The organism is Tabrizicola fusiformis (genome assembly GCF_013328815.1).
GTDB lineage: Bacteria > Pseudomonadota > Alphaproteobacteria > Rhodobacterales > Rhodobacteraceae > Fuscibacter.
On the sequence record NZ_JABUHN010000004.1, the window covers coordinates 160,559 to 178,327 of the forward strand.

The following is a 17,769-nucleotide window of genomic DNA, read 5'->3' on the forward strand; positions in this document are numbered from 1 at the left end:
TAACTTTGCAGCATGGATATGCCGCCGCCCCTTGTCGATCCCTTCGCCCGCGCGATCAGCTATCTGCGGGTCTCGGTCACCGACCGCTGTGATTTCCGCTGCACCTATTGCATGACCGAACACATGACCTTTCTGCCCAAGGCGGAACTTCTCAGCCTTGAAGAGTTGGACCGGCTCTGTTCCGCCTTCGTGCGGATGGGGGTGCAGAAGCTGCGGATCACCGGGGGCGAGCCCTTGGTGCGCAAGGGCATCCTGACGTTTTTCGAGGCGATGGGCCGCCATCTGCAATCGGGCGCGCTGAAGGAATTGACACTGACCACCAACGGCAGCCAGTTGCGCCGCTATGCCGCCGATCTGGCGGCGGTGGGGGTGCGGCGAGTCAATGTCTCGCTCGACACGCTGGATGCGGCGAAATTCGCTGAGGTGACGCGCTGGGGCCGTCTGGGTCAGGTGCTGGACGGCATCGCGGCAGCCAAAGAGGCGGGGCTGGCGGTCAAGATCAATGCCGTGGCCCTGAAAGGCGTGAATGATGACGAACTGTTCACGCTGGCCGAATGGTGCGCCCGCGACGGCCATGACCTGACCTTCATCGAGGTCATGCCGATGGGCGACATGGGCGAGGTGCAGCGGCTGGACCAATACTGGAGCCTGAAGGATCTGCGCACCCGGCTGGAAAGCCGCTATACCCTGCGCGATCTGGCCGACCGCACCGGCGGCCCGGCCCGCTATGTGCGGCTTCTGGAAACCGGGCAGCGCATCGGCTTCATCACGCCGCTGACCCATAATTTCTGCGAAAGCTGCAACCGCGTGCGGCTGACCTGCACTGGCGAGCTGTATATGTGCCTCGGGCAGGAAGACATGGCCGACCTGCGCGCGCCCCTGCGTGCCAGCCCCGAGGATGTGCTGGTGGAACAGGCGATCCGCAATGCCATCGCCCGCAAACCCAAGGGCCATGACTTCGACTATTCCCGCCAGAAGATCGCGGGGCAAATGACCCGCCATATGAGCCATACCGGCGGCTGACGCGCCCTGCCCATGCGGCGGACCGGGGCCAGCCCCGGACCCCGGGATATTTTGAGCCAAGATGAAAACCGGCAATTTCATCTTGGCCCAAATATCCCCGCCGGAGGCAGCCGACGCCTGAACCGGGCTGCGCCGTTCAGAACCTCTCGTTCATCGGCGAGGATTGCAGCATCAACTCCGCCTTGCCCTTGGGCGCTGCGACGCCGGTGGAGAGGCAGGTCGCCTTGGCCTTGCGGGGGTCGTCGGTGCTTTTCAGTTTGGTGAAATGGCCGATGCCCTTGTGAATCACCTTGCCGTTCAGCTTCAGCCGCATGCCGTTCTGCCACTTGGCATTGACCGTTGCCGCGCCCGCATCCATGACCGCACCCGCGCCACAGAGGGCAATCTTCTTGTCCGGCCCCAGAATCACGGTCCAGACCCCGCGCCAGGTGGCCCTGCCGTTGCTCCATGTCAGGTCGAGGTCGGTGAAGTCCTTGTCCACCGGGATGGTGAAGCTCTTTTCGGCCCGGGCGGCGGGGGCCGAAACCGCAAGGGCCACCGTGATGCAGAATGCGGTCAGTCCTGTTCTCATGTCACTCGCTCCCTTTCCCCTTGCCGGGGTTACCTTGCCGGCATCCGCGCTTCGGCCATGCCGGCATACCAGCTTGACCCGAAGGGAATAGCGTTGTCATCGAAATTATAGGCGGGGTGGTGGACCATCGCCGTATCGCCGTTGCCCATGAAGATATAGGCGCCGGGGCGTTCCAGCAGCATGAAGCTGAAATCCTCGGCCCCCATCAGGGGCGGGGTGTCGGTATCGACATGGCCCGAGACGGCCTTGGCCACTTCGGCGGCGTAATCGGTGTTTTCGGGGGCATTGACCGTCACCGGATAGCCGCGCGCATAATGCACCTCGGCCCGGGCACCCAAGGCAAGGGCGGTGCCCTGCACGATCTCGCCGATGCGCTGTTCCACGAAATCCTGCACCGCGAAATCCATGGTGCGCACGGTGCCCTTCATCTTGACCACCTGCGGGATGACGTTATGCGCGGTGCTGTCGGTGGCCACGGTGCAGACCGAGACGACGACCTGCTTCAGGGGATCGACGTTGCGGCTGGCGATGGTTTGCAGCGCCACCACGATATGGGCGGCGACCACGGTGGTATCGACGCAGTCATGGGGCTTGGCCGCATGGCCGCCCTTGCCGGTCACCACGATTTCGAACTGATCCGCCGCCGCCATCATGGCGCCGGGGCGGATGGCGAAATGGCCCACCGGGATGCCGGGCATGTTGTGCATCCCGTAGACTTCCTGAATATTCCAACGCTCCATCATGCCATCGGCGCACATCTCGCGCCCGCCGCCGCCGCCCTCTTCGGCGGGCTGGAAGATGCAGACCACGGTGCCGTCGAAATTCCGCGTCTCGGCCAGATATTTGGCAGCCCCCAGCAGCATGGCCGTATGGCCGTCATGGCCGCAGGCATGCATCGCACCGGGGGTTTTCGAGGCATAGGCGACGCCGGTCTGTTCGATGATCGGCAGCGCATCCATATCGGCGCGCAGGCCCACGACCTTGCCCGCTGTATCGGTCTTGCCCTTGATCACGGCGACAACGCCGGTGCGGCCGATGCCCTCGGTGACTTCATCACAGCCGAAGCTGCGGCAGAGTTCGGCCACTTTGGCGGCGGTGCGGTGGACCTCGAACAGCAATTCGGGGTGTTCGTGGAAATCGCGGCGCCAGCCGGCGATTTCGGGCAAGAGTTCGGCGAAGCGGTTCTTGACGGGCATGGGGGGTCTCCTTTGCGACAAGCCTGTGACAAAGCCCGCCCGCCCGCAACCCCCCGTCTGGCCCCTCTCAGCCGAAACGCCGCCGCGCCTCCAGCGCCAGCCCGGTCCCGACCGAGCCGAGCATGTCGCCCGTCGCCACCGGCACGCCGGGCAGCACCTCTGCCACCACACGGTGCAAGACCGGCAGGCCGCTGGAACCGCCGGTCATGAAGACGGTGCCGATGGCATCGGTGGCGATGCCAGCCTGTGCCAGCACATCCGACAAAAGCCCACGCACCCGGGCCACCAGCGCCTCGGCTGCCGCCTCAAACCCGTCGCGGCGCACCATCGGATTGGGGCCGCCGGTCAGATCCGACAGCGCCAGCCGCACCGCTTCGGCGCCCGACAGCGCGATCTTGGCCTCTTCCACCCGCATGGCCAGCGCATGGCCCTGCCGCGCCTCGACCAACCGGGCCAGCCGGTCGATCAGTTCAGGGCGCAACACCTCGGCCCGCAGCGCCTTGAGGTCGCTGGCGGTGCGGGCGGTGTAAAGCGCGTTGATCCGGTGCCAGGTGGCAAGGTCAAGGTAGTAATGGCGCGGCATCACCCCGCCGCTGCGGGTGGGGGCAAGGAAGCCCAGATGCGGCATCACCTCGGCCAGGCTCAGTTGCCGGTCAAAATCGGTGCCGCCCACCCGGATACCGTCATTGCCAAGGATATCCCCCGCCCGGTCGGCCTGCGCCGCCCGCCCCGGACCGACCCGCACCACCGACACGTCCGAGGTGCCGCCGCCGATATCGACGATCAGCACCAGTTCCTCGCGCGGCACGGTGGTTTCATAATGCAGCGCCGCCGCGATCGGCTCGAACTGGAAGGCCACCTCGCGCCAGCCACAGTCGCGGGCAATTTCCGCCAGAACGGATTCGGCGGCGGTATCTGCCGCCGCATCGCCATCGACGAAATGCACCGGGCGGCCCAGCACGACCTGATCCAGCCCCGGCGCCGCTGCCTGTTGTGCCTTCCGCAGATGGCCGATGAAGCGCGCCAGCACGTCGCGGAACGACACCGCCCGCCCGCCGACCGAGGTCTTGTCATTGACCAGACCCGAGCCGAGCGTGGATTTCAGCCCGCGCATCAGCCGCCCGTCCTGCCCCTCAAGATAGGCCGCAATCGCGGCGCGCCCGTAAAGCTGCGGCGCCCCCGGCTCCCAGAACACCGCCGAGGGCAGGGTAACCGCCGTCCCCTCCAGCGCGATCAGCCGCGCCCCCGAAGCGTCGGCCAGCGCCACCGTCGAGTTCGAGGTGCCAAAGTCGATGCCGCAGAATTGCGCGCCTATGATGCTCTCCAAAGCGAAAGCCGCCCGGTTAGCGCTGTGCCATCGCCTTGTAAAGGTTTTGCGATTTCATCTTGGCCCAAATATCCATGACGCAGCAGCTACAGCGTCGGCCCCGGCGCCAGCCGCGTGCCATCCGAAAAGCGGGCAAAGCGGAAGCGGTGCAGGTCATGGCCCACCGGCTGATCCGCCACCAGATCGGCCACCACCCGGCCGATGCCGGGGCCGATGCCGAAACCATGGCCGCTCATCCCCGTGGCCACCACAAGGCCGGGAATCGCGGGGATACGGTCGATCACCGGCACCACGTCGGGCATGGTGTCGATCATCCCGGCCCATGTCTTGCGCAGTTTCGGGCGGCCAAGGGCGGGAAGGGCCGCAGCGAAATCATCCTGAACCTTGCGCAGCGCGGCCATATTCGGCGCCGGGTTCAGCACCCGCAGACGTTCAAAGGGCGAAACCTCATCCGCCGCCCATTTGCGCGGCGTGGACCATGCGTCAGGATAGCCGCGCGGGGCGGCGGGGCGGAAGTTGGTTGACCTGAAATCCTTTTTCAGGACGGGCAGGAAGGCGCCGAAATGCCGGAAGGCATCGGGGCCGATGAAGAAATCATGGCTCGCCCCCGGCGCCAGCGTATAGCCGCCATCGGCCCGGCGGCGGAAGGCAAAGCGGTCATCGGCGGCATTGCCGGCAAAGACCTGCGCCATCGGCTCGCTTTGCGCGACCGAAGCGAGGACGGCCAGTTGCGGGATCACTACGCCGTGCGCCCGCAGGAACAGTGACGACCACGCGCCACCGGCCACCACCACCTGCGCGCAGCCGATGCGTCCCTCCTCGGTGACCACGCCCGCCACCCGGCCTGCGGCAAGGTCCAACCTGCGGACGGCGCAGTTCTCGACGATCACCGCCCCGCGCGCCACCGCCCCTGCCGCCATCAGCGGCACCGCCGCCCAAGGTTCGGCCCGGGCATCAGAGGGCGTGATCAGCCCGCCCAGCCAAGGGTCACCGCCGCCCGGAATGGCCTGCGCCACATCGGCGCGGCGCATCATCCGGCTGTCCAGCCCATGTCCCGCCGCTTCGGCCCGCCACGCCTCGAACCCGGCCATCTCGGCTTCGCTGCGGGCAAGGTAAACCACGCCCTCCTGCCGGAAGCCCAGTCCGGGGCCAAGTTCCTGCGTCAGCCCCTGCCAGAGGCGCATGGATTCCATCATGATCGGCAGTTCGGCAAAATCGCGGCCCTGCTGGCGCACCCAGCCCCAGTTGCGGCTGGATTGTTCGCCCGCGATCCGGCCTTTTTCGCACAAGACCACCCGCAGCCCGCGTTCGGCGAGATACCACGCGGTCATTACCCCCACGACACCGCCGCCAACCACCACCACATCGGTTTCACGCGGCGGCGGGCCGGGGTGGCGGATGGGCGTCGCCTCGGAGATCGGAAAGCTCATCCCAGATCCTCCAGCAACGCCTCCATAAAGCGGATGCCCGCCTGAAACTCGGAGACCTCAAGGAACTCATCCGGTTGGTGGGCCTGCGCGATATCGCCCGGCCCGCAGACCACGGCGGAATAGCCTGCCTCCTGAAACTGCCCCGCCTCGGTGCCATAGCTGACGACGCCCGCCGCATTGGCCCCGGTCAGCCGCCGCACCAGCGCCTCGGCCGCGCCGCCTGCTTCGGGTTTCAGGGCGGGCACCCCGAAGAACCGCGTCAGGGTAATCCCGGCCTCGGGCCGGATGGCCTGCATCGCCCCTTCAATCCGCGCCGCTGCGTCAACCACCGCTTCCGCGTGATGTTCGAGGATTTCATCCGGCACCACCCGCATTTCGATGGAGAAACGGCAATCGGCGGCGGTGATGTTGTTCGCCGTGCCGCCCGCAATCTGGCCGACATGCAGCGTGGTAAAGGGCGGATGAAAGGCCGCCGCTGCCGGGCTGGGGGGCTTGGCCTGAATCTCGGCATTCCGCTCGTTCAGCCAATGAATCAGCCGCGCGCCCTCCATCACCGCCGAGACGCCGTAGGGCAGAAGCGAGCTGTGCACCTCAAACCCCTTCACATGCACATGATAGCCGGTGCCGCCCTTGTGCCCGTTGATCAGCGCCATGCGGCTGGGTTCGCCAATCAGCGCGACAGAACCCAGCGGCAACACCTGCTTCATCGTCTGAATCATCGGCGGGGCGCCGGTGCAGCCCAGTTCCTCATCATAACTCAACGCCAGTTGCAGCGGGCGTGTCACCCCCCTGCCCTGCGCCTCGACCAGCGCCCAGACGGCCAGCGCGACATAGCCCTTCATGTCGCAGGTGCCGCGCCCGTAAAGCCGCCCGTCGCGTTCCACCACCGTCCAAGGGTCGCTGGTCCAGTCTTGCCCGTCCACCGGCACCACATCGGAATGGCCCGACAGCACCACCGCCCCCGGCACCATCGGCCCGGCATGGGCCATCAGCGCGGCCTTCTGGCGGTCCTCGTTCCAGTGGCGGTGACAGGTGATGCCATGGCCGGTCAGATAGCCCTCCAGCCAATCGACCAGTTCAAGGTTCGATCCGCGACTCACGGTCGGGAAGGAAACCAGCTTGTCGAGAAGTTGACGCTGCGTAAGCTTGTCCATCAGGCACCCCATATCTTGGGGCCGAAGGTGATGCGGCCCACGATCCCTGTCAATCCTTGGCAAAATGTTGCTCTGCATCGGCAGAATGACGAAAGAACGCTCTGGTTTGCAGCCCAAAATCGGGATTGATAGGGGCTTCAAAATCGGGAAGACTTCCCGCAAGCGATGGGTGCGGCAACGACCGAACCTGATAAAAATAAAGAATAACAAAGACCTGGGGAGTATCATATGCCCGATGGGGCCGTGCCCGTTCTTGATGTCCGGGGTCTTAAGACCGTTTTCCGAACCCGCGCGGGTGAGATTCACGCCGTCAACTCGGTCAGCTTTCATCTGAAACCCGGTGAATTGCTGGGCGTTGTGGGTGAAAGCGGTTCGGGCAAGTCGGTGACGATGATGTCGCTGATCGGCCTTCTGCCCTCGCCCCCTGCGGAGGTGCGGGCCGGTCAGGTGCTGCTGGCCGGGCGTGACCTGTTGAAAGTCGATGCCGCAGAGCTGCGGCAGGTGCGCGGCGCCAAGATCGGTTTCGTGTTTCAAGACCCGATGACCAGCCTGAATCCGGTCTTTACCGTGGGCAACCAGATCATGGAGCCTTTGCTGACGCACAAGGGCATGACCAAGGCGCAGGCCCGCGACCGGGCGGTGGAACTGCTGGAGCTTGTGGGCATTCCCGATGCGGCAAAACGGCTGAAATCCTATCCGCACCAGTTCTCCGGCGGGATGCGGCAGCGGGTGATGATCGCCATTGCGCTGGCCTGCGACCCGGATGTGCTGATCGCGGACGAACCCACCACCGCGCTGGACGTGACCATTCAGGCGCAGATTCTGGAACTGGTGAAAGAGCTTCGGCAAAAGCTGGGCATGGCGATCATCTGGATCACCCATGACCTTGGCGTCATCGCCGCCATCGCCGACCGGGTGATGGTGATGTATGGCGGGCAGGTGGTGGAACATGCCCCGGTCAAGGAATTGTTCGCCCATCCGCAGCACCCCTATACGCGGGCGCTTCTGAAAACCATTCCGTCGATCCACGGCGCCCGCGCCAGCCGCCTGCAGGTGATCGAAGGTCAGCCGCCGATCCTGATGGCGGAACCCACCTCTTGCCCGTTCCGCGCCCGCTGCGCCCATGCGCTTGAGGTTTGCGCCCATCAGAACCCGCTGCGCCATCCGGTGGACAGCGCGGCGCTGGGGCTGGGCCATGACGTTGCCTGCCACTGGAGCGCGCAAAGCGCGGAGGTCGCCCATGCTTGACGCCGCACCGCCGCCGCTGGTTCAGGTCGAAAACCTGAAGATGTATTTCCCGATCCATACCGGCGTGCTGCGCCGCCATACCGGCGATGTGAAGGCGGTGGATGGCGTCAGCTTTGCCATTCCGCAGGGCGAGACGCTGGGTCTTGTGGGCGAGTCGGGCTGCGGCAAGTCCACCGTCGGCCGCGCGCTTCTGCGGCTATACGAACCCACGGCGGGCCGCGTGGTGATCGACGGCGAGGATGTGGCGAGCCTCTCGCCCGAAAAGCTGCGGCAGAAACGGCCGACCATGCAGATGGTGTTTCAGGATCCGCAAGCCAGCCTGAACCCGCGCATGACGCTGGCCCAGATCATTGGCGAACCTCTCAGCGAACACACCGGCCAGTCGCCGCAGCAGCAGATGCAGCGCATCTTTGAACTGATGGATCAGGTCGGGCTGAACCGCCGCTTTGCCAACCGCTATCCGCATGAATTTTCCGGCGGCCAGCGGCAGCGCATCGGCATCGCCCGGGCGCTGGCGCTGAACCCCAAGTTCATCGTCTGCGACGAACCCATTGCCGCGCTGGACGTGTCTATTCAGGCGCAGGTGGTCAACCTTCTGGAAGACCTGCAGGACCGGCTTGGCCTGACCTATCTTTTTATCAGCCATGACCTTTCCATGGTGCGTCACCTCGCCAGCCGGGTTGCGGTGATGTATCTGGGCCGGATCGCCGAACTCAGCCCCCGCGACGCGCTTTATGCCCGCCCGCTGCACCCCTATGCCGAGGCGCTCTTGTCGGCGGTGAACGAGCCGGACCCCTCTCTGGCCCGGCGCCAGCGCATCATCCTGAAAGGCGATGTGCCCTCGCCCGCCAACCCGCCCAAGGGCTGCAACTTCTGCACCCGCTGCCCGAAGGTCTTTGACCTGTGCCGGGCGGTGAAACCCGAATTGTCCGAGGTCGAGCCGGGCCGCTTTGTGGCCTGCCACCTTTACAGCGAAACCAAACCTGCCGCCGGATCAACCGGCGGAACCGAGGCCACAGAGCATAATCAACAAGGAGTGACCCAATGAAATTGAAAACAGCCCTTCTGGGGGCCGCCGCGGCGCTTGCCTTTGCGCCCGCCGCCCATGCCGAGCGCGGCAGCGACGGCGAAGTCAAGATTCTGTATTATCAGGCCGTCTCGACGCTGAACGCCTATCTGTCCTCGGGCACCAAAGACGTGGAAGCCGGCTCCCTCGTGCTGGAGCCGCTGGCCGGCTTTGACCAGGACGGCGTGCTGTTCCCGCGTCTGGCCGAAAGCATCCCGACGGTCGAAAACGGCGGCGTTGCAGCCGACCTGACCTCGATCACCTGGAAGCTGAAGCCGGGTCTGGTCTGGTCCGATGGCACCCCGGTCACCTCGGCCGACGTGAAATTCACCTGGGAATATTGCACCGCCGAAGGCGGCGGCTGCGCCCAGGGCGCCAAATATGAAGGCGTTAAATCGGTCGATACCCCCGATGACCTGACCGTGGTCGTCAACTTCGAAGGGCCGAAGCCCTATCCCTATCAGCCCTTCACCGGCGGCACCGCGCCGATCCTGCAAAAGGCGCAATTCGCCAATTGCCTTGGCGCTGCCGCCTCGACCTGCACCGAGCAGAACTCGAAGCCAATCGGCACCGGCCCGTTCATGGTCACCGATTTCAAGGTGAACGACGTGGTGACGCTGGCCGCCAACCCCAACTACCGTGACCCGGCCAAGCCCGCCTTTGCCACCGTCACGCTGAAGGGCGGCGGCGATGCGCTGGCCGCGGCCTCGGCCGTGATGGAAACGGGCGAGTTCGACTATGCCTGGAACACCCAGATCAACCCCGAGCAGCAGGCCCAGATGGAAGCCGGCGGCAAGGGCAAGTTCGTCAATGCCTTCGGCACGCTGGTTGAGCGGGTCGAGATCAACATGACCGACCCGTCGGCGGAACTCGCCGAAGGCGAGCGTTCGACGACCAAGCACCCGCACCCGATCTTCTCGGATGCCAAGGTGCGCGCGGCCCTGTCCAAGGCGATTGACCGTCAGGCGCTGGTGGACATCGGCTATGGCGGCGCCGGCCGTCCGACCTGCAACCTGGTGCCCGCCCCGGCCTATCAGGCTTCGGAGAACACCGACTGTCTGACCCAGGATCTGGAAGGCGCCAAGGCTCTTCTGGCCGAAGCCGGCTGGACCGACAGCGACGGCGACGGCATCGTGGACAAGGACGGCAAGAAGCTGTCGATCGTCTACCAGACCACCGTCAACCCCGTGCGTCAGGACTTCCAGGCGCTGATCAAGGGCTGGTGGAACGAAATCGGCATCGAAGTCGAGCTGAAGGCGATCGACCCGGGCGTGTTCTTTGGCGGTGACGCGGCTTCGCCCGACACCTTCCAGAAGTTCTATGCCGATGTCGAGATGTATGCCAACAACTTCGACGGCACCGATGCCGAGCCCTATATGGCCCAGTATCTGTGCAACAAGATCCCCGGCCCGGAAAATCAGTGGCAGGGTGAAAACGTCAACCGTTTCTGCGACCCGGCCTATGACGCCCTGGTCAAGGAACTGTCCGTCACCAACGGCATCGAAGCGCGCGGCGCTCTGGTGAAGAAGCTGAACGACATGCTGACCAAGGACAGCAACGTCGTGATCCCGCTGGTGGACCGTGGCCGCTTCTCGGCGCAATCCAACGCTCTGGGCGGGTTCGTGATGAACTCGTGGGACGCCGAACTGTGGAACGCGCAGGACTGGACCCGCGTGAAGTGATCTGACCCGGGGCGCGGCGAGCGGGACATCCGCCCGCCGCGCCCCTCCTCTTTGCATCCTTGTTCCAATCCTTGACCCAAGCCGCCGCAGGGCGACGACTTCCTGCCGCCAGGGGGCCCCATGCTGACATATACGCTCCGCCGATTGCTTGCGGCGATCCCGACGCTCTTGCTGATCTCGCTGGTGATCTTCCTTCTGGTGGACATGGCACCCGGATCGCCGCTGTCGGAGATCCCGCTGACCGTGCCGCCCGAGGTGCGCCAGAAGATGATCGCCGCCATGGGCGCGGATCAGCCGGTCATGGTGCGCTATGTGCTTTGGCTTAAACAGTTTTTCTGGATCGAGCCGCTTTATGGCATCGACGCCCTTCTGGGCACCGATTTCGCGCAGGGCGCGCAGCGGATCATCTCTTGGCAGTCCAAGATGCCGGTGTTCCGCATCATCGGCGAGCGTCTGCCGCAGACGCTGACCGTGGTGGGCACGGCCTATCTGATCGGCATTCTGATCGCGCTGCCCATCGGCATCTATTCGGCCTATCGCCAGTACAGCTGGTTCGATCAGGCAGGCACCTTCTTTGCCATGGCGGGTTTTTCGGTGCCGACCTTCTTTACCGGCAACGTGCTGATCCTTGTCTTCGCGGTCAAGCTGGGCTGGTTCCCGACGATCTATGACACGAACCTGAAGGTCACCGACTTTGCCAGTTTTTACAAAATGGTCATGCAGATGGCCCTGCCGGTGACCGTGCTGGCGCTGTTCAACGCCGCCGAGATCAGCCGCTATACAAGGTCATCGGTGCTGGAAAACCTAGGGCAGGATTACGTCCGCACCGCCCGCGCCAAGGGCATGGGCGAAAAGGTCGTGGTGCTGAAACACGTTCTGCGCAACAGCCTGATCCCGGTGGTCACGGTCATTGCACTGGGGCTGCCCACGGTGTTCGGCGGCGCGATCGTGACCGAGAATATCTTCAAGATCAACGGGATCGGCGCCGCTCTGATCGGCGCCATTCATGTGAGCGACCTGCCGACGGTGCAGACGGTCACCTTCATTTTTGCGGTGCTGATCGTGCTGTTCAACCTGATCGCCGATATCCTTTACGGCATCCTCGACCCCCGGATTCGCTATGACTGAAATCACGCTGGAAAAACCGCGCAGCCAGTGGCGCGATGTCTGGGCGCAGTTCCGCCGCCACCGGGGCGCGATGGCGGCCTTGGTGATGCTGGTGCTGCTGGCGCTGTTCGTGCTGGTCGGGCCGCTGATCTGGCGGATCGACCCCAACTTCATCGAAACGAACACGGTGAAGATGATGAAATCGCGCAACCTCGGCCCCAGTCTGGCGCATCCCTTGGGCACCGATCAGTTGGGCCGCGACATGCTGGCACGGATGATGTTCGGCGGGCGGATTTCGCTGGCGGTCGGATCGGTCGCCATGATGGTTGCCATCTTCATCGGCACCACCATCGGCGTGCTGGCGGGCTTCTTCAAACGGCTGGACTCGTGGCTGATGCGGTTGACGGACCTGTTCCTTGCGCTGCCGCTGCTGCCCCTGCTGCTGGTGATGATGATGCTTTTCTCCGAGGCGACGGCGGCGGTGCTGGGGCCGCGGCTGGGCACCTTCCTGCTGATCGTGCTGGCCATCGGGGTGACAAGCTGGATGCAGGCGGCCCGCGTGGTGCGCGGCGAGGTTCTGGTGCTGAAAGAGCGGGAATTCGTGCTGGCGGCCCGGTCGGTGGGCACGCCGGGACGGCGGATCATCCTGCGCCACATCCTGCCCAATGTGCTGTCGCCGGTGCTGGTGGCGGCGACGCTGGGGATTGCGGCGGCGATCATCACGGAATCGGTGCTGTCCTTCCTTGGCCTTGGCTTTCCGCCCGATTTCCCGACCTGGGGGCGGCTTCTGTATGATGGCATCGACTCGATCCGCACCTATCCCGAACGGGTGGTCTGGCCGGGCCTTGCCATCTCGATCACCGTGCTGTCGGTGAACTACATCGGCGACGGGTTGCGCGATGCGCTGGACCCGCGCATCCGTGGCCGCTGATATTTGATCAAATCCGCCACCTGCCCCCTTGACGGACCCCCGGGGGGGCAGGCTACCCTAGCCGGCAGGAAACACGCGGACATCCCATGCTGATCGGCATTCTGCAAACCGGGCTTGCGCCCGAGGCCCTCGCCCCGGAAATGGGCGATTACCCCGACATGTTCGCCCGGCTGCTGGAGGGGCATGGCTTCACCTTCCGCACCTACAAGGTGGTGGATGGCGAGTTTCCCAAGGGCGTCGCCGATTGTCAGGGCTGGCTGATCACCGGCTCGCGCCATGGGGTCTATGAAGATCACCCGTGGATCCCGCCGCTGGAGCAGTTCATCCGCGATTGCTTTACCGCCCATGTTCCGGTTGTCGGCATCTGCTTTGGCCACCAGATCGTGGCGCAGGCGATGGGCGGCAAGGTCGAACGCTTTGCCAGCGGCTGGGCCGTGGGGGCGACCGATTATGACTTCGCGGGTGAAAAGCTCACGCTGAACGCCTGGCACCGCGATCAGGTGGTGCAGGCGCCGCCGGGCGCAAAGGTCATCGCCAGCAACGATTTCTGCGCCAATGCCGCGCTTCTCTATGACGACCGCGCGCTGACCGTGCAGGCCCATCCCGAATTCCGCCCCGCTTTCGTGGATGGATTGATGAAGACCCGGGGCAAAGGTCTGGTCCCCGACGAGGTGATGGCGGCCGCCGCAACCCGGCTGGCCGATCCGATCCAGGACAAGACCATGGCAGGCCGCATCGCCGCCTTCTTCAAGGAACCCCGCGCCTGATTCCGGGCCGGGGCCAACCCAAAACACAGTGTGACATATGTCCAAATGGACCGACCAACTGCCCGAGGCAGCGCGTGAATACATCGGCAACCGCCGGGTGGATGAGGTGGAATGCGTGATCGGCGATATCGCCGGGGTGGCACGCGGCAAGGCGATGCCCGCCGCGAAATTCGCCAAGCAGACCAATTACTTCCTGCCGAACTCGATCTTTCTGCAAACCATCACCGGCGAATGGGCCGACAACCCGTTTGATGCCTTTACCGAACCGGACATGATCCTGGAACCGGACTGGTCCACCGCCACCGCCGCGCCATGGACGGCGGATGTCACCTTGCAGGTCATCCATGACGCCAAGGATCAAGAAGGCAATCCGGTGCCCTTCAGCCCGCGCAACGTGCTGCGCCGGGTGGTTGACCTCTACCGCGCGCAGGGTTGGACCCCGGTAGTGGCGCCCGAGATGGAGTTTTTCCTGACCGCCCGCAACATCGACCCCAATCAGCCGGTGATCCCGCCGATGGGCCGTTCGGGGCGGCGCGCGGCGGGCAAGCAAGCCTATTCGCTGTCAGCGGTGGACGAATACGGCAAGGTCATCGACGACATCTATGACTTTGCCGAGGCGCAGGGTCTGGAAATCGACGGCATCCTGCAAGAGGGCGGCGCAGGCCAGATCGAGCTGAACCTTGCCCATGGCGATCCGGTGCGGCTGGCGGATGATGTGTTCTTCTTCAAGCGGCTGATCCGCGAGGCGGCGCTGCGCCACGATTGCTTTGCCACCTTCATGGCCAAGCCGATTGCCGGCGAACCCGGCAGCGCCATGCATATCCATACTTCGGTGGTGGATACAAAAACCGGCAAGAACATCTTCGCCGGGCCGAAGGGGGTTGAGACCGAGCATTTCTTGAACTTCATCGGCGGGCTGCAAAGCCACCTTGGCGCCGCCATCGCGGTGATCGCGCCCTATGTGAACAGCTATCGCCGTTATGTCCCCGACTTTGCCGCGCCGATCAATCTGGAATGGGGCCGCGACAACCGCACCACGGGCTTGCGCATTCCGATTTCCTCCTCCGCGGCGCGGCGGGTGGAAAACCGGCTGCCGGGGATGGATTGCAACCCCTATCTGGGCATCGCCGCGACGCTGGCCTGCGGTTATCTCGGCCTGATGGAGAAAAAGGGCGCGCGGCCGGAATTCAAGGGCAACGCCTATATCGACAGCGACGAGATTCCGGTGAACCTGGGCGATGCGCTGGACCTGCTGGATGAGGATGCCGCGCTGAAAGAGGTGCTTGGTGTCGATTTCTGCAAAGTCTACGATTCGGTAAAGCGCAACGAATACAAAGAGTTCCTGCAAGTCATCAGCCCATGGGAACGCGAACACCTGCTGTTGAACGTCTGAGGCGGCAATGAACCTGCTGCATGTGAACGACAAGGCGGGGCACTACCCCGCCAGCTACTACGCGGCCACGCGCACCGAACTGGCCCCCTTCCCCGCGTTGAAGGGTGAGGTGCGGGCCGATGTCTGCATCGTCGGCGGCGGCTATACCGGCCTGTCGGCGGCGCTGCATCTGGCGCAAAAGGGGCTGGATGTGGTGCTGCTCGAAGCGCATCGCGTGGGCTTCGGCGCTTCGGGGCGCAATGGCGGGCAGGTCGGCTCGGGGCAGCGGCAGGATCAGGTCTGGCTGGAAAAGACCATGGGCCGCGACGCCGCGTATCAGATGTGGACACTGGCCGAGGATGCCAAGGCACTGGTCCGCGACCTGATCCGCGATCATGCGATGCCCGTCACCTTTCATCCCGGCGTGGCCCATGCCTGCTGGTCCGAGGCCGAGGTGCGCGACACCCATGCCTATGCCGACAAGCTGCGCCGCGATTACGGCTATGACCAGCTTGAGCCGTTGGACAGCGCCGGTATCCGCCGCCTGATCGGCTCGCCCGTCTACAAGGGGGGCGAGGTGGACCGGGGCGCCGGTCATGTCCACCCGCTGAACTATGTCATCGGACTTGCGACGGCGGCCGCAGCGGCGGGGGCCCGGCTGCATGAAGGCAGCGAAGTGCATCACATCCAGCACGGCGCAAAGCCGGTGGTGCAGACAGGCCAGGGCCGGGTGATCTGTGATCAGGTGATCCTTGCCGGCAACGGCTATCTGGGCGGGCTGAACCGCGAGGTGGCGGCCAAGGTCATGCCGATCAACAATTTCATTTTGGCGACCGAACCTTTGGGCGACCGCGCCGCCGGGGTGCTGGCCGAGCCGGTGGCGGTGGCCGACACCAAATTCGTGGTGAATTACTGGCGGCTGTCCGAGGATAACCGGCTCTTGTTCGGGGGCGGCGAAAGCTATGGCTACCGCTTCCCCGACATCGTGAAAACCGTGTCGAAACCGATGCTTGAGGTTTATCCGCAGCTCAAGGGCACCCGGATCGACTATGCCTGGGGCGGCACTTTGGCCATCACGCTGAACCGGATGCCCTGCTTTGCGCGGCCCGCGCCGAATGTGCTGTCGGCCTCGGGCTATTCCGGGCACGGGGTGGCGATGGCGACACTGGCGGGCAAGCTGATGGCCGAGGCGGTGGCGGGAAATGCGGGCGGGTTTGACCTGATGGCCAGCCTGCCGCAGCCGCGCTTTCCGGGCGGCGTGGCGCTGCGCTGGCCGCTTCTGGTGCTGGCCATGACATGGTATGCGATGCGCGACCGGCTGGGCCTCTGAGGCGGGGTTTTGCCCGGTTCCTCGGCGGTTTTCGCCCCTCGGCCGCATTTGTCACTGGCCTGTGATCTGGCTGGGGTTTAAAGCTTTCCTGAAGAAGAGTTTCAGGAAAGCTTCACATATGGCTGCCGATGGTCAGACCCTTGCCCCCAATGTCCATGATGCCGAACCCATCCCCGAGGCGGCGCGGGCCGAGATCGACCGGCTGCTGAGTTCGGGCGATCTGTTCCGCTATACTGCCGACACCGGGGCGCCGGTTTCGCTTCTGGAAGAGGAATTTGCCGCTCTGATGGGGTCGCGCTATGCGCTGGCCGTCGCCTCTTGCTCGGCGGCGCTGTTCCTGTCGCTCAAGGCGCTGGACCTGCCGCGCGGGGCGAAGGTGCTGATCCCGGCCTTCACCTTTGCCGCCGTGCCCTCGGCAGTCGTTCATGCCGATTGCGAGCCGGTTCTGGTCGAGGTGGGCGAGGATTACCGCGTGGACATGGCCGATTTCGCGGCCAAGCTGGACGGCGCCGATGCGGTGCTGATCAGCCATATGCGCGGCCATACCAGCGACATGGATGCGATCATGGCGCTGTGCGATGCCCGCGACATTCCGGTGGTCGAGGATGCGGCGCATTCGCTGGGCACCACATGGCATGGCCGCAAGATCGGCACCATCGGCAAGGTCGGCTGTTTCAGCTTTCAATCCTACAAGCTGGTGAACGCCGGTGAAGGCGGCATCCTGATCACCGATGACCCGGAAATCGCGGCGCGCTGCGTGATCATGTCGGGCGCCTACGAATCGAACTGGAAGAAACATCCGGGGATGCAGAACAGCTATATGCTGTGGCAGAACAAATTGCCGCTCTACAACATGCGGATGCAGAACCTTTCGGCGGCGGTGATCCGGCCGCAACTGCCCGAAGTGGCGGGGCGTGTGGCCAAGGGCCGCGCGGGCCATGACAGGGTGGCAGCGCAGTTGAACCAAAGCCCCTGGCTGGCCGTGCCCCCTGCCCTGCCGCCGGAAGAGCGGGCGCCCGATTCGATCCAGTTCAACCTGTCCGGCGACTGGACCGATGCCGAAGCGCTGCGCTTTCAGGCCGAAGCGAAGAAGCGCGGCGTTTCCGTGCAGGTGTTCGGCCTGTCCGAGGGCAATGCCCGCGCCTTCTGGAACTGGGAGTTTCTGGGCCCCGCGCCCGAGCTGCCGCGCACGCGGGCCATGCTGATGCGGGCCTGCGACGTGCGCCTGCCAACCCGACTGACCGAGGCGGAACTGGATTTCATCGCGGGCGCGGTCTCTGCCGCGGCACGGGCGGTCAAGGCCGCCTGAGGCGGCACAGAAATCCGCGGCGGCTTTGCGTTTTTCCTCTTGCAAGCCCCGCGGCAAGGCCGTATTCCCCCGGCATCCAGACGGTGCGGGCGTAGCTCAGGGGTAGAGCATAACCTTGCCAAGGTTAGGGTCGTGAGTTCGAATCTCATCGCCCGCTCCAGTTTCACCAAAGATGTGATCAAAGACGCTCCCCTCGCGGGGAGCTTTTTTGTTTCTGCGCCATCGTGACGGCCCCATGAAAAAGGCGGCCCGAAGG

Annotated in this window: 15 protein-coding genes and 1 tRNA gene; 11 read left to right on the top strand and 5 right to left on the bottom strand. The window is 64.7% G+C overall.

Annotation, left to right across the window (positions count from 1 at the left end; genetic code table 11):
• Positions 1-18 precede the first annotated feature (18 nt).
• Positions 19-1,023 (top strand): GTP 3',8-cyclase MoaA, encoded by a 1,005-nt coding sequence (gene moaA, locus HS053_RS07930; protein ID WP_174210877.1) that lies wholly within the window; start codon positions 19-21, stop codon positions 1,021-1,023.
• Positions 1,024-1,159: 136 nt separating this feature from the next.
• Here moaA and HS053_RS07935 read toward each other — a convergent pair whose 3' ends face one another.
• The 5 genes from HS053_RS07935 to argE form a co-directional block, all read right to left on the bottom strand.
• Positions 1,160-1,594, bottom strand: coding sequence for a hypothetical protein (locus HS053_RS07935; RefSeq protein ID WP_174210689.1), 435 nt, complete (start codon positions 1,592-1,594; stop codon positions 1,160-1,162).
• A gap of 29 nt (positions 1,595-1,623) precedes the next feature.
• Positions 1,624-2,790 carry a M20 aminoacylase family protein gene (locus HS053_RS07940; protein WP_174210690.1) on the bottom strand — a complete coding sequence of 389 codons (1,167 nt, stop codon included), beginning with the start codon at positions 2,788-2,790 and terminating at the stop codon, positions 1,624-1,626.
• A gap of 67 nt (positions 2,791-2,857) precedes the next feature.
• Positions 2,858-4,117: an Hsp70 family protein gene (locus HS053_RS07945; protein ID WP_194245527.1), complete on the bottom strand. Its 1,260-nt coding sequence runs from the start codon at positions 4,115-4,117 to the stop codon at positions 2,858-2,860.
• Between the two features lie 86 nt (positions 4,118-4,203).
• Positions 4,204-5,547, bottom strand: coding sequence for an NAD(P)/FAD-dependent oxidoreductase (locus HS053_RS07950; protein ID WP_174210691.1), 1,344 nt, complete (start codon positions 5,545-5,547; stop codon positions 4,204-4,206).
• Positions 5,544-6,704, bottom strand: coding sequence for an acetylornithine deacetylase (gene argE / locus HS053_RS07955; protein WP_174210879.1), 1,161 nt, complete (start codon positions 6,702-6,704; stop codon positions 5,544-5,546). The genes HS053_RS07950 and argE overlap by 4 nt, the downstream gene beginning before the upstream one ends.
• A gap of 225 nt (positions 6,705-6,929) precedes the next feature.
• On the opposite strand from argE, the gene HS053_RS07960 reads away from it, so the two are divergent.
• From HS053_RS07960 to HS053_RS08005, 10 genes are all read left to right on the top strand, one after another.
• Positions 6,930-7,949, top strand: coding sequence for an ABC transporter ATP-binding protein (locus HS053_RS07960; RefSeq protein WP_174210692.1), 1,020 nt, complete (start codon positions 6,930-6,932; stop codon positions 7,947-7,949).
• Positions 7,942-8,997: an ABC transporter ATP-binding protein gene (locus HS053_RS07965; RefSeq protein WP_174210693.1), complete on the top strand. Its 1,056-nt coding sequence runs from the start codon at positions 7,942-7,944 to the stop codon at positions 8,995-8,997. Before HS053_RS07960 ends, HS053_RS07965 begins: the two co-directional genes overlap by 8 nt.
• Positions 8,994-10,697, top strand: a complete 1,704-nt coding sequence (locus HS053_RS07970; protein ID WP_174210694.1) for a peptide ABC transporter substrate-binding protein — start codon at positions 8,994-8,996, stop codon at positions 10,695-10,697. The genes HS053_RS07965 and HS053_RS07970 overlap by 4 nt, the downstream gene beginning before the upstream one ends.
• A gap of 120 nt (positions 10,698-10,817) precedes the next feature.
• Positions 10,818-11,825, top strand: coding sequence for an ABC transporter permease (locus HS053_RS07975; protein WP_174210695.1), 1,008 nt, complete (start codon positions 10,818-10,820; stop codon positions 11,823-11,825).
• Positions 11,818-12,735, top strand: a complete 918-nt coding sequence (locus HS053_RS07980) for an ABC transporter permease (protein ID WP_174210696.1) — start codon at positions 11,818-11,820, stop codon at positions 12,733-12,735. Before HS053_RS07975 ends, HS053_RS07980 begins: the two co-directional genes overlap by 8 nt.
• Before the next feature lie 86 nt (positions 12,736-12,821).
• Entirely contained in the window at positions 12,822-13,502 is a 681-nt protein-coding gene (locus tag HS053_RS07985) for a type 1 glutamine amidotransferase (protein WP_174210697.1), read from the top strand.
• Positions 13,503-13,539: 37 nt separating this feature from the next.
• Positions 13,540-14,895, top strand: coding sequence for a glutamine synthetase family protein (locus tag HS053_RS07990; RefSeq protein ID WP_174210698.1), 1,356 nt, complete (start codon positions 13,540-13,542; stop codon positions 14,893-14,895).
• 7 nt (positions 14,896-14,902) lie between these two features.
• Entirely contained in the window at positions 14,903-16,204 is a 1,302-nt protein-coding gene (locus tag HS053_RS07995; protein ID WP_174210699.1) for an NAD(P)/FAD-dependent oxidoreductase, read from the top strand.
• Between the two features lie 118 nt (positions 16,205-16,322).
• Positions 16,323-17,513, top strand: coding sequence for a DegT/DnrJ/EryC1/StrS family aminotransferase (locus tag HS053_RS08000; protein WP_174210700.1), 1,191 nt, complete (start codon positions 16,323-16,325; stop codon positions 17,511-17,513).
• Between the two features lie 85 nt (positions 17,514-17,598).
• Positions 17,599-17,673 (top strand) — tRNA-Gly (locus HS053_RS08005).
• Positions 17,674-17,769: the final 96 nt, after the last annotated feature.

Coding starts and splice junctions, on each gene's coding strand:
- HS053_RS07940 (WP_174210690.1), bottom strand. CDS start 2,790: ATGCCCGTCAAGAACCGCTTCGCCGAACTCTTGCCCGAAATCGCCGGC.
- HS053_RS07980 (WP_174210696.1), top strand. CDS start 11,818: ATGACTGAAATCACGCTGGAAAAACCGCGCAGCCAGTGGCGCGATGTC.
- HS053_RS07995 (WP_174210699.1), top strand. CDS start 14,903: ATGAACCTGCTGCATGTGAACGACAAGGCGGGGCACTACCCCGCCAGC.
- HS053_RS07975 (WP_174210695.1), top strand. CDS start 10,818: ATGCTGACATATACGCTCCGCCGATTGCTTGCGGCGATCCCGACGCTC.
- HS053_RS07950 (WP_174210691.1), bottom strand. CDS start 5,547: ATGAGCTTTCCGATCTCCGAGGCGACGCCCATCCGCCACCCCGGCCCG.
- HS053_RS07960 (WP_174210692.1), top strand. CDS start 6,930: ATGCCCGATGGGGCCGTGCCCGTTCTTGATGTCCGGGGTCTTAAGACC.
- HS053_RS07970 (WP_174210694.1), top strand. CDS start 8,994: ATGAAATTGAAAACAGCCCTTCTGGGGGCCGCCGCGGCGCTTGCCTTT.
- HS053_RS07935 (WP_174210689.1), bottom strand. CDS start 1,594: ATGAGAACAGGACTGACCGCATTCTGCATCACGGTGGCCCTTGCGGTT.
- HS053_RS07985 (WP_174210697.1), top strand. CDS start 12,822: ATGCTGATCGGCATTCTGCAAACCGGGCTTGCGCCCGAGGCCCTCGCC.
- moaA (WP_174210877.1), top strand. CDS start 19: ATGCCGCCGCCCCTTGTCGATCCCTTCGCCCGCGCGATCAGCTATCTG.
- HS053_RS07990 (WP_174210698.1), top strand. CDS start 13,540: ATGTCCAAATGGACCGACCAACTGCCCGAGGCAGCGCGTGAATACATC.
- HS053_RS07965 (WP_174210693.1), top strand. CDS start 7,942: ATGCTTGACGCCGCACCGCCGCCGCTGGTTCAGGTCGAAAACCTGAAG.
- HS053_RS08000 (WP_174210700.1), top strand. CDS start 16,323: ATGGCTGCCGATGGTCAGACCCTTGCCCCCAATGTCCATGATGCCGAA.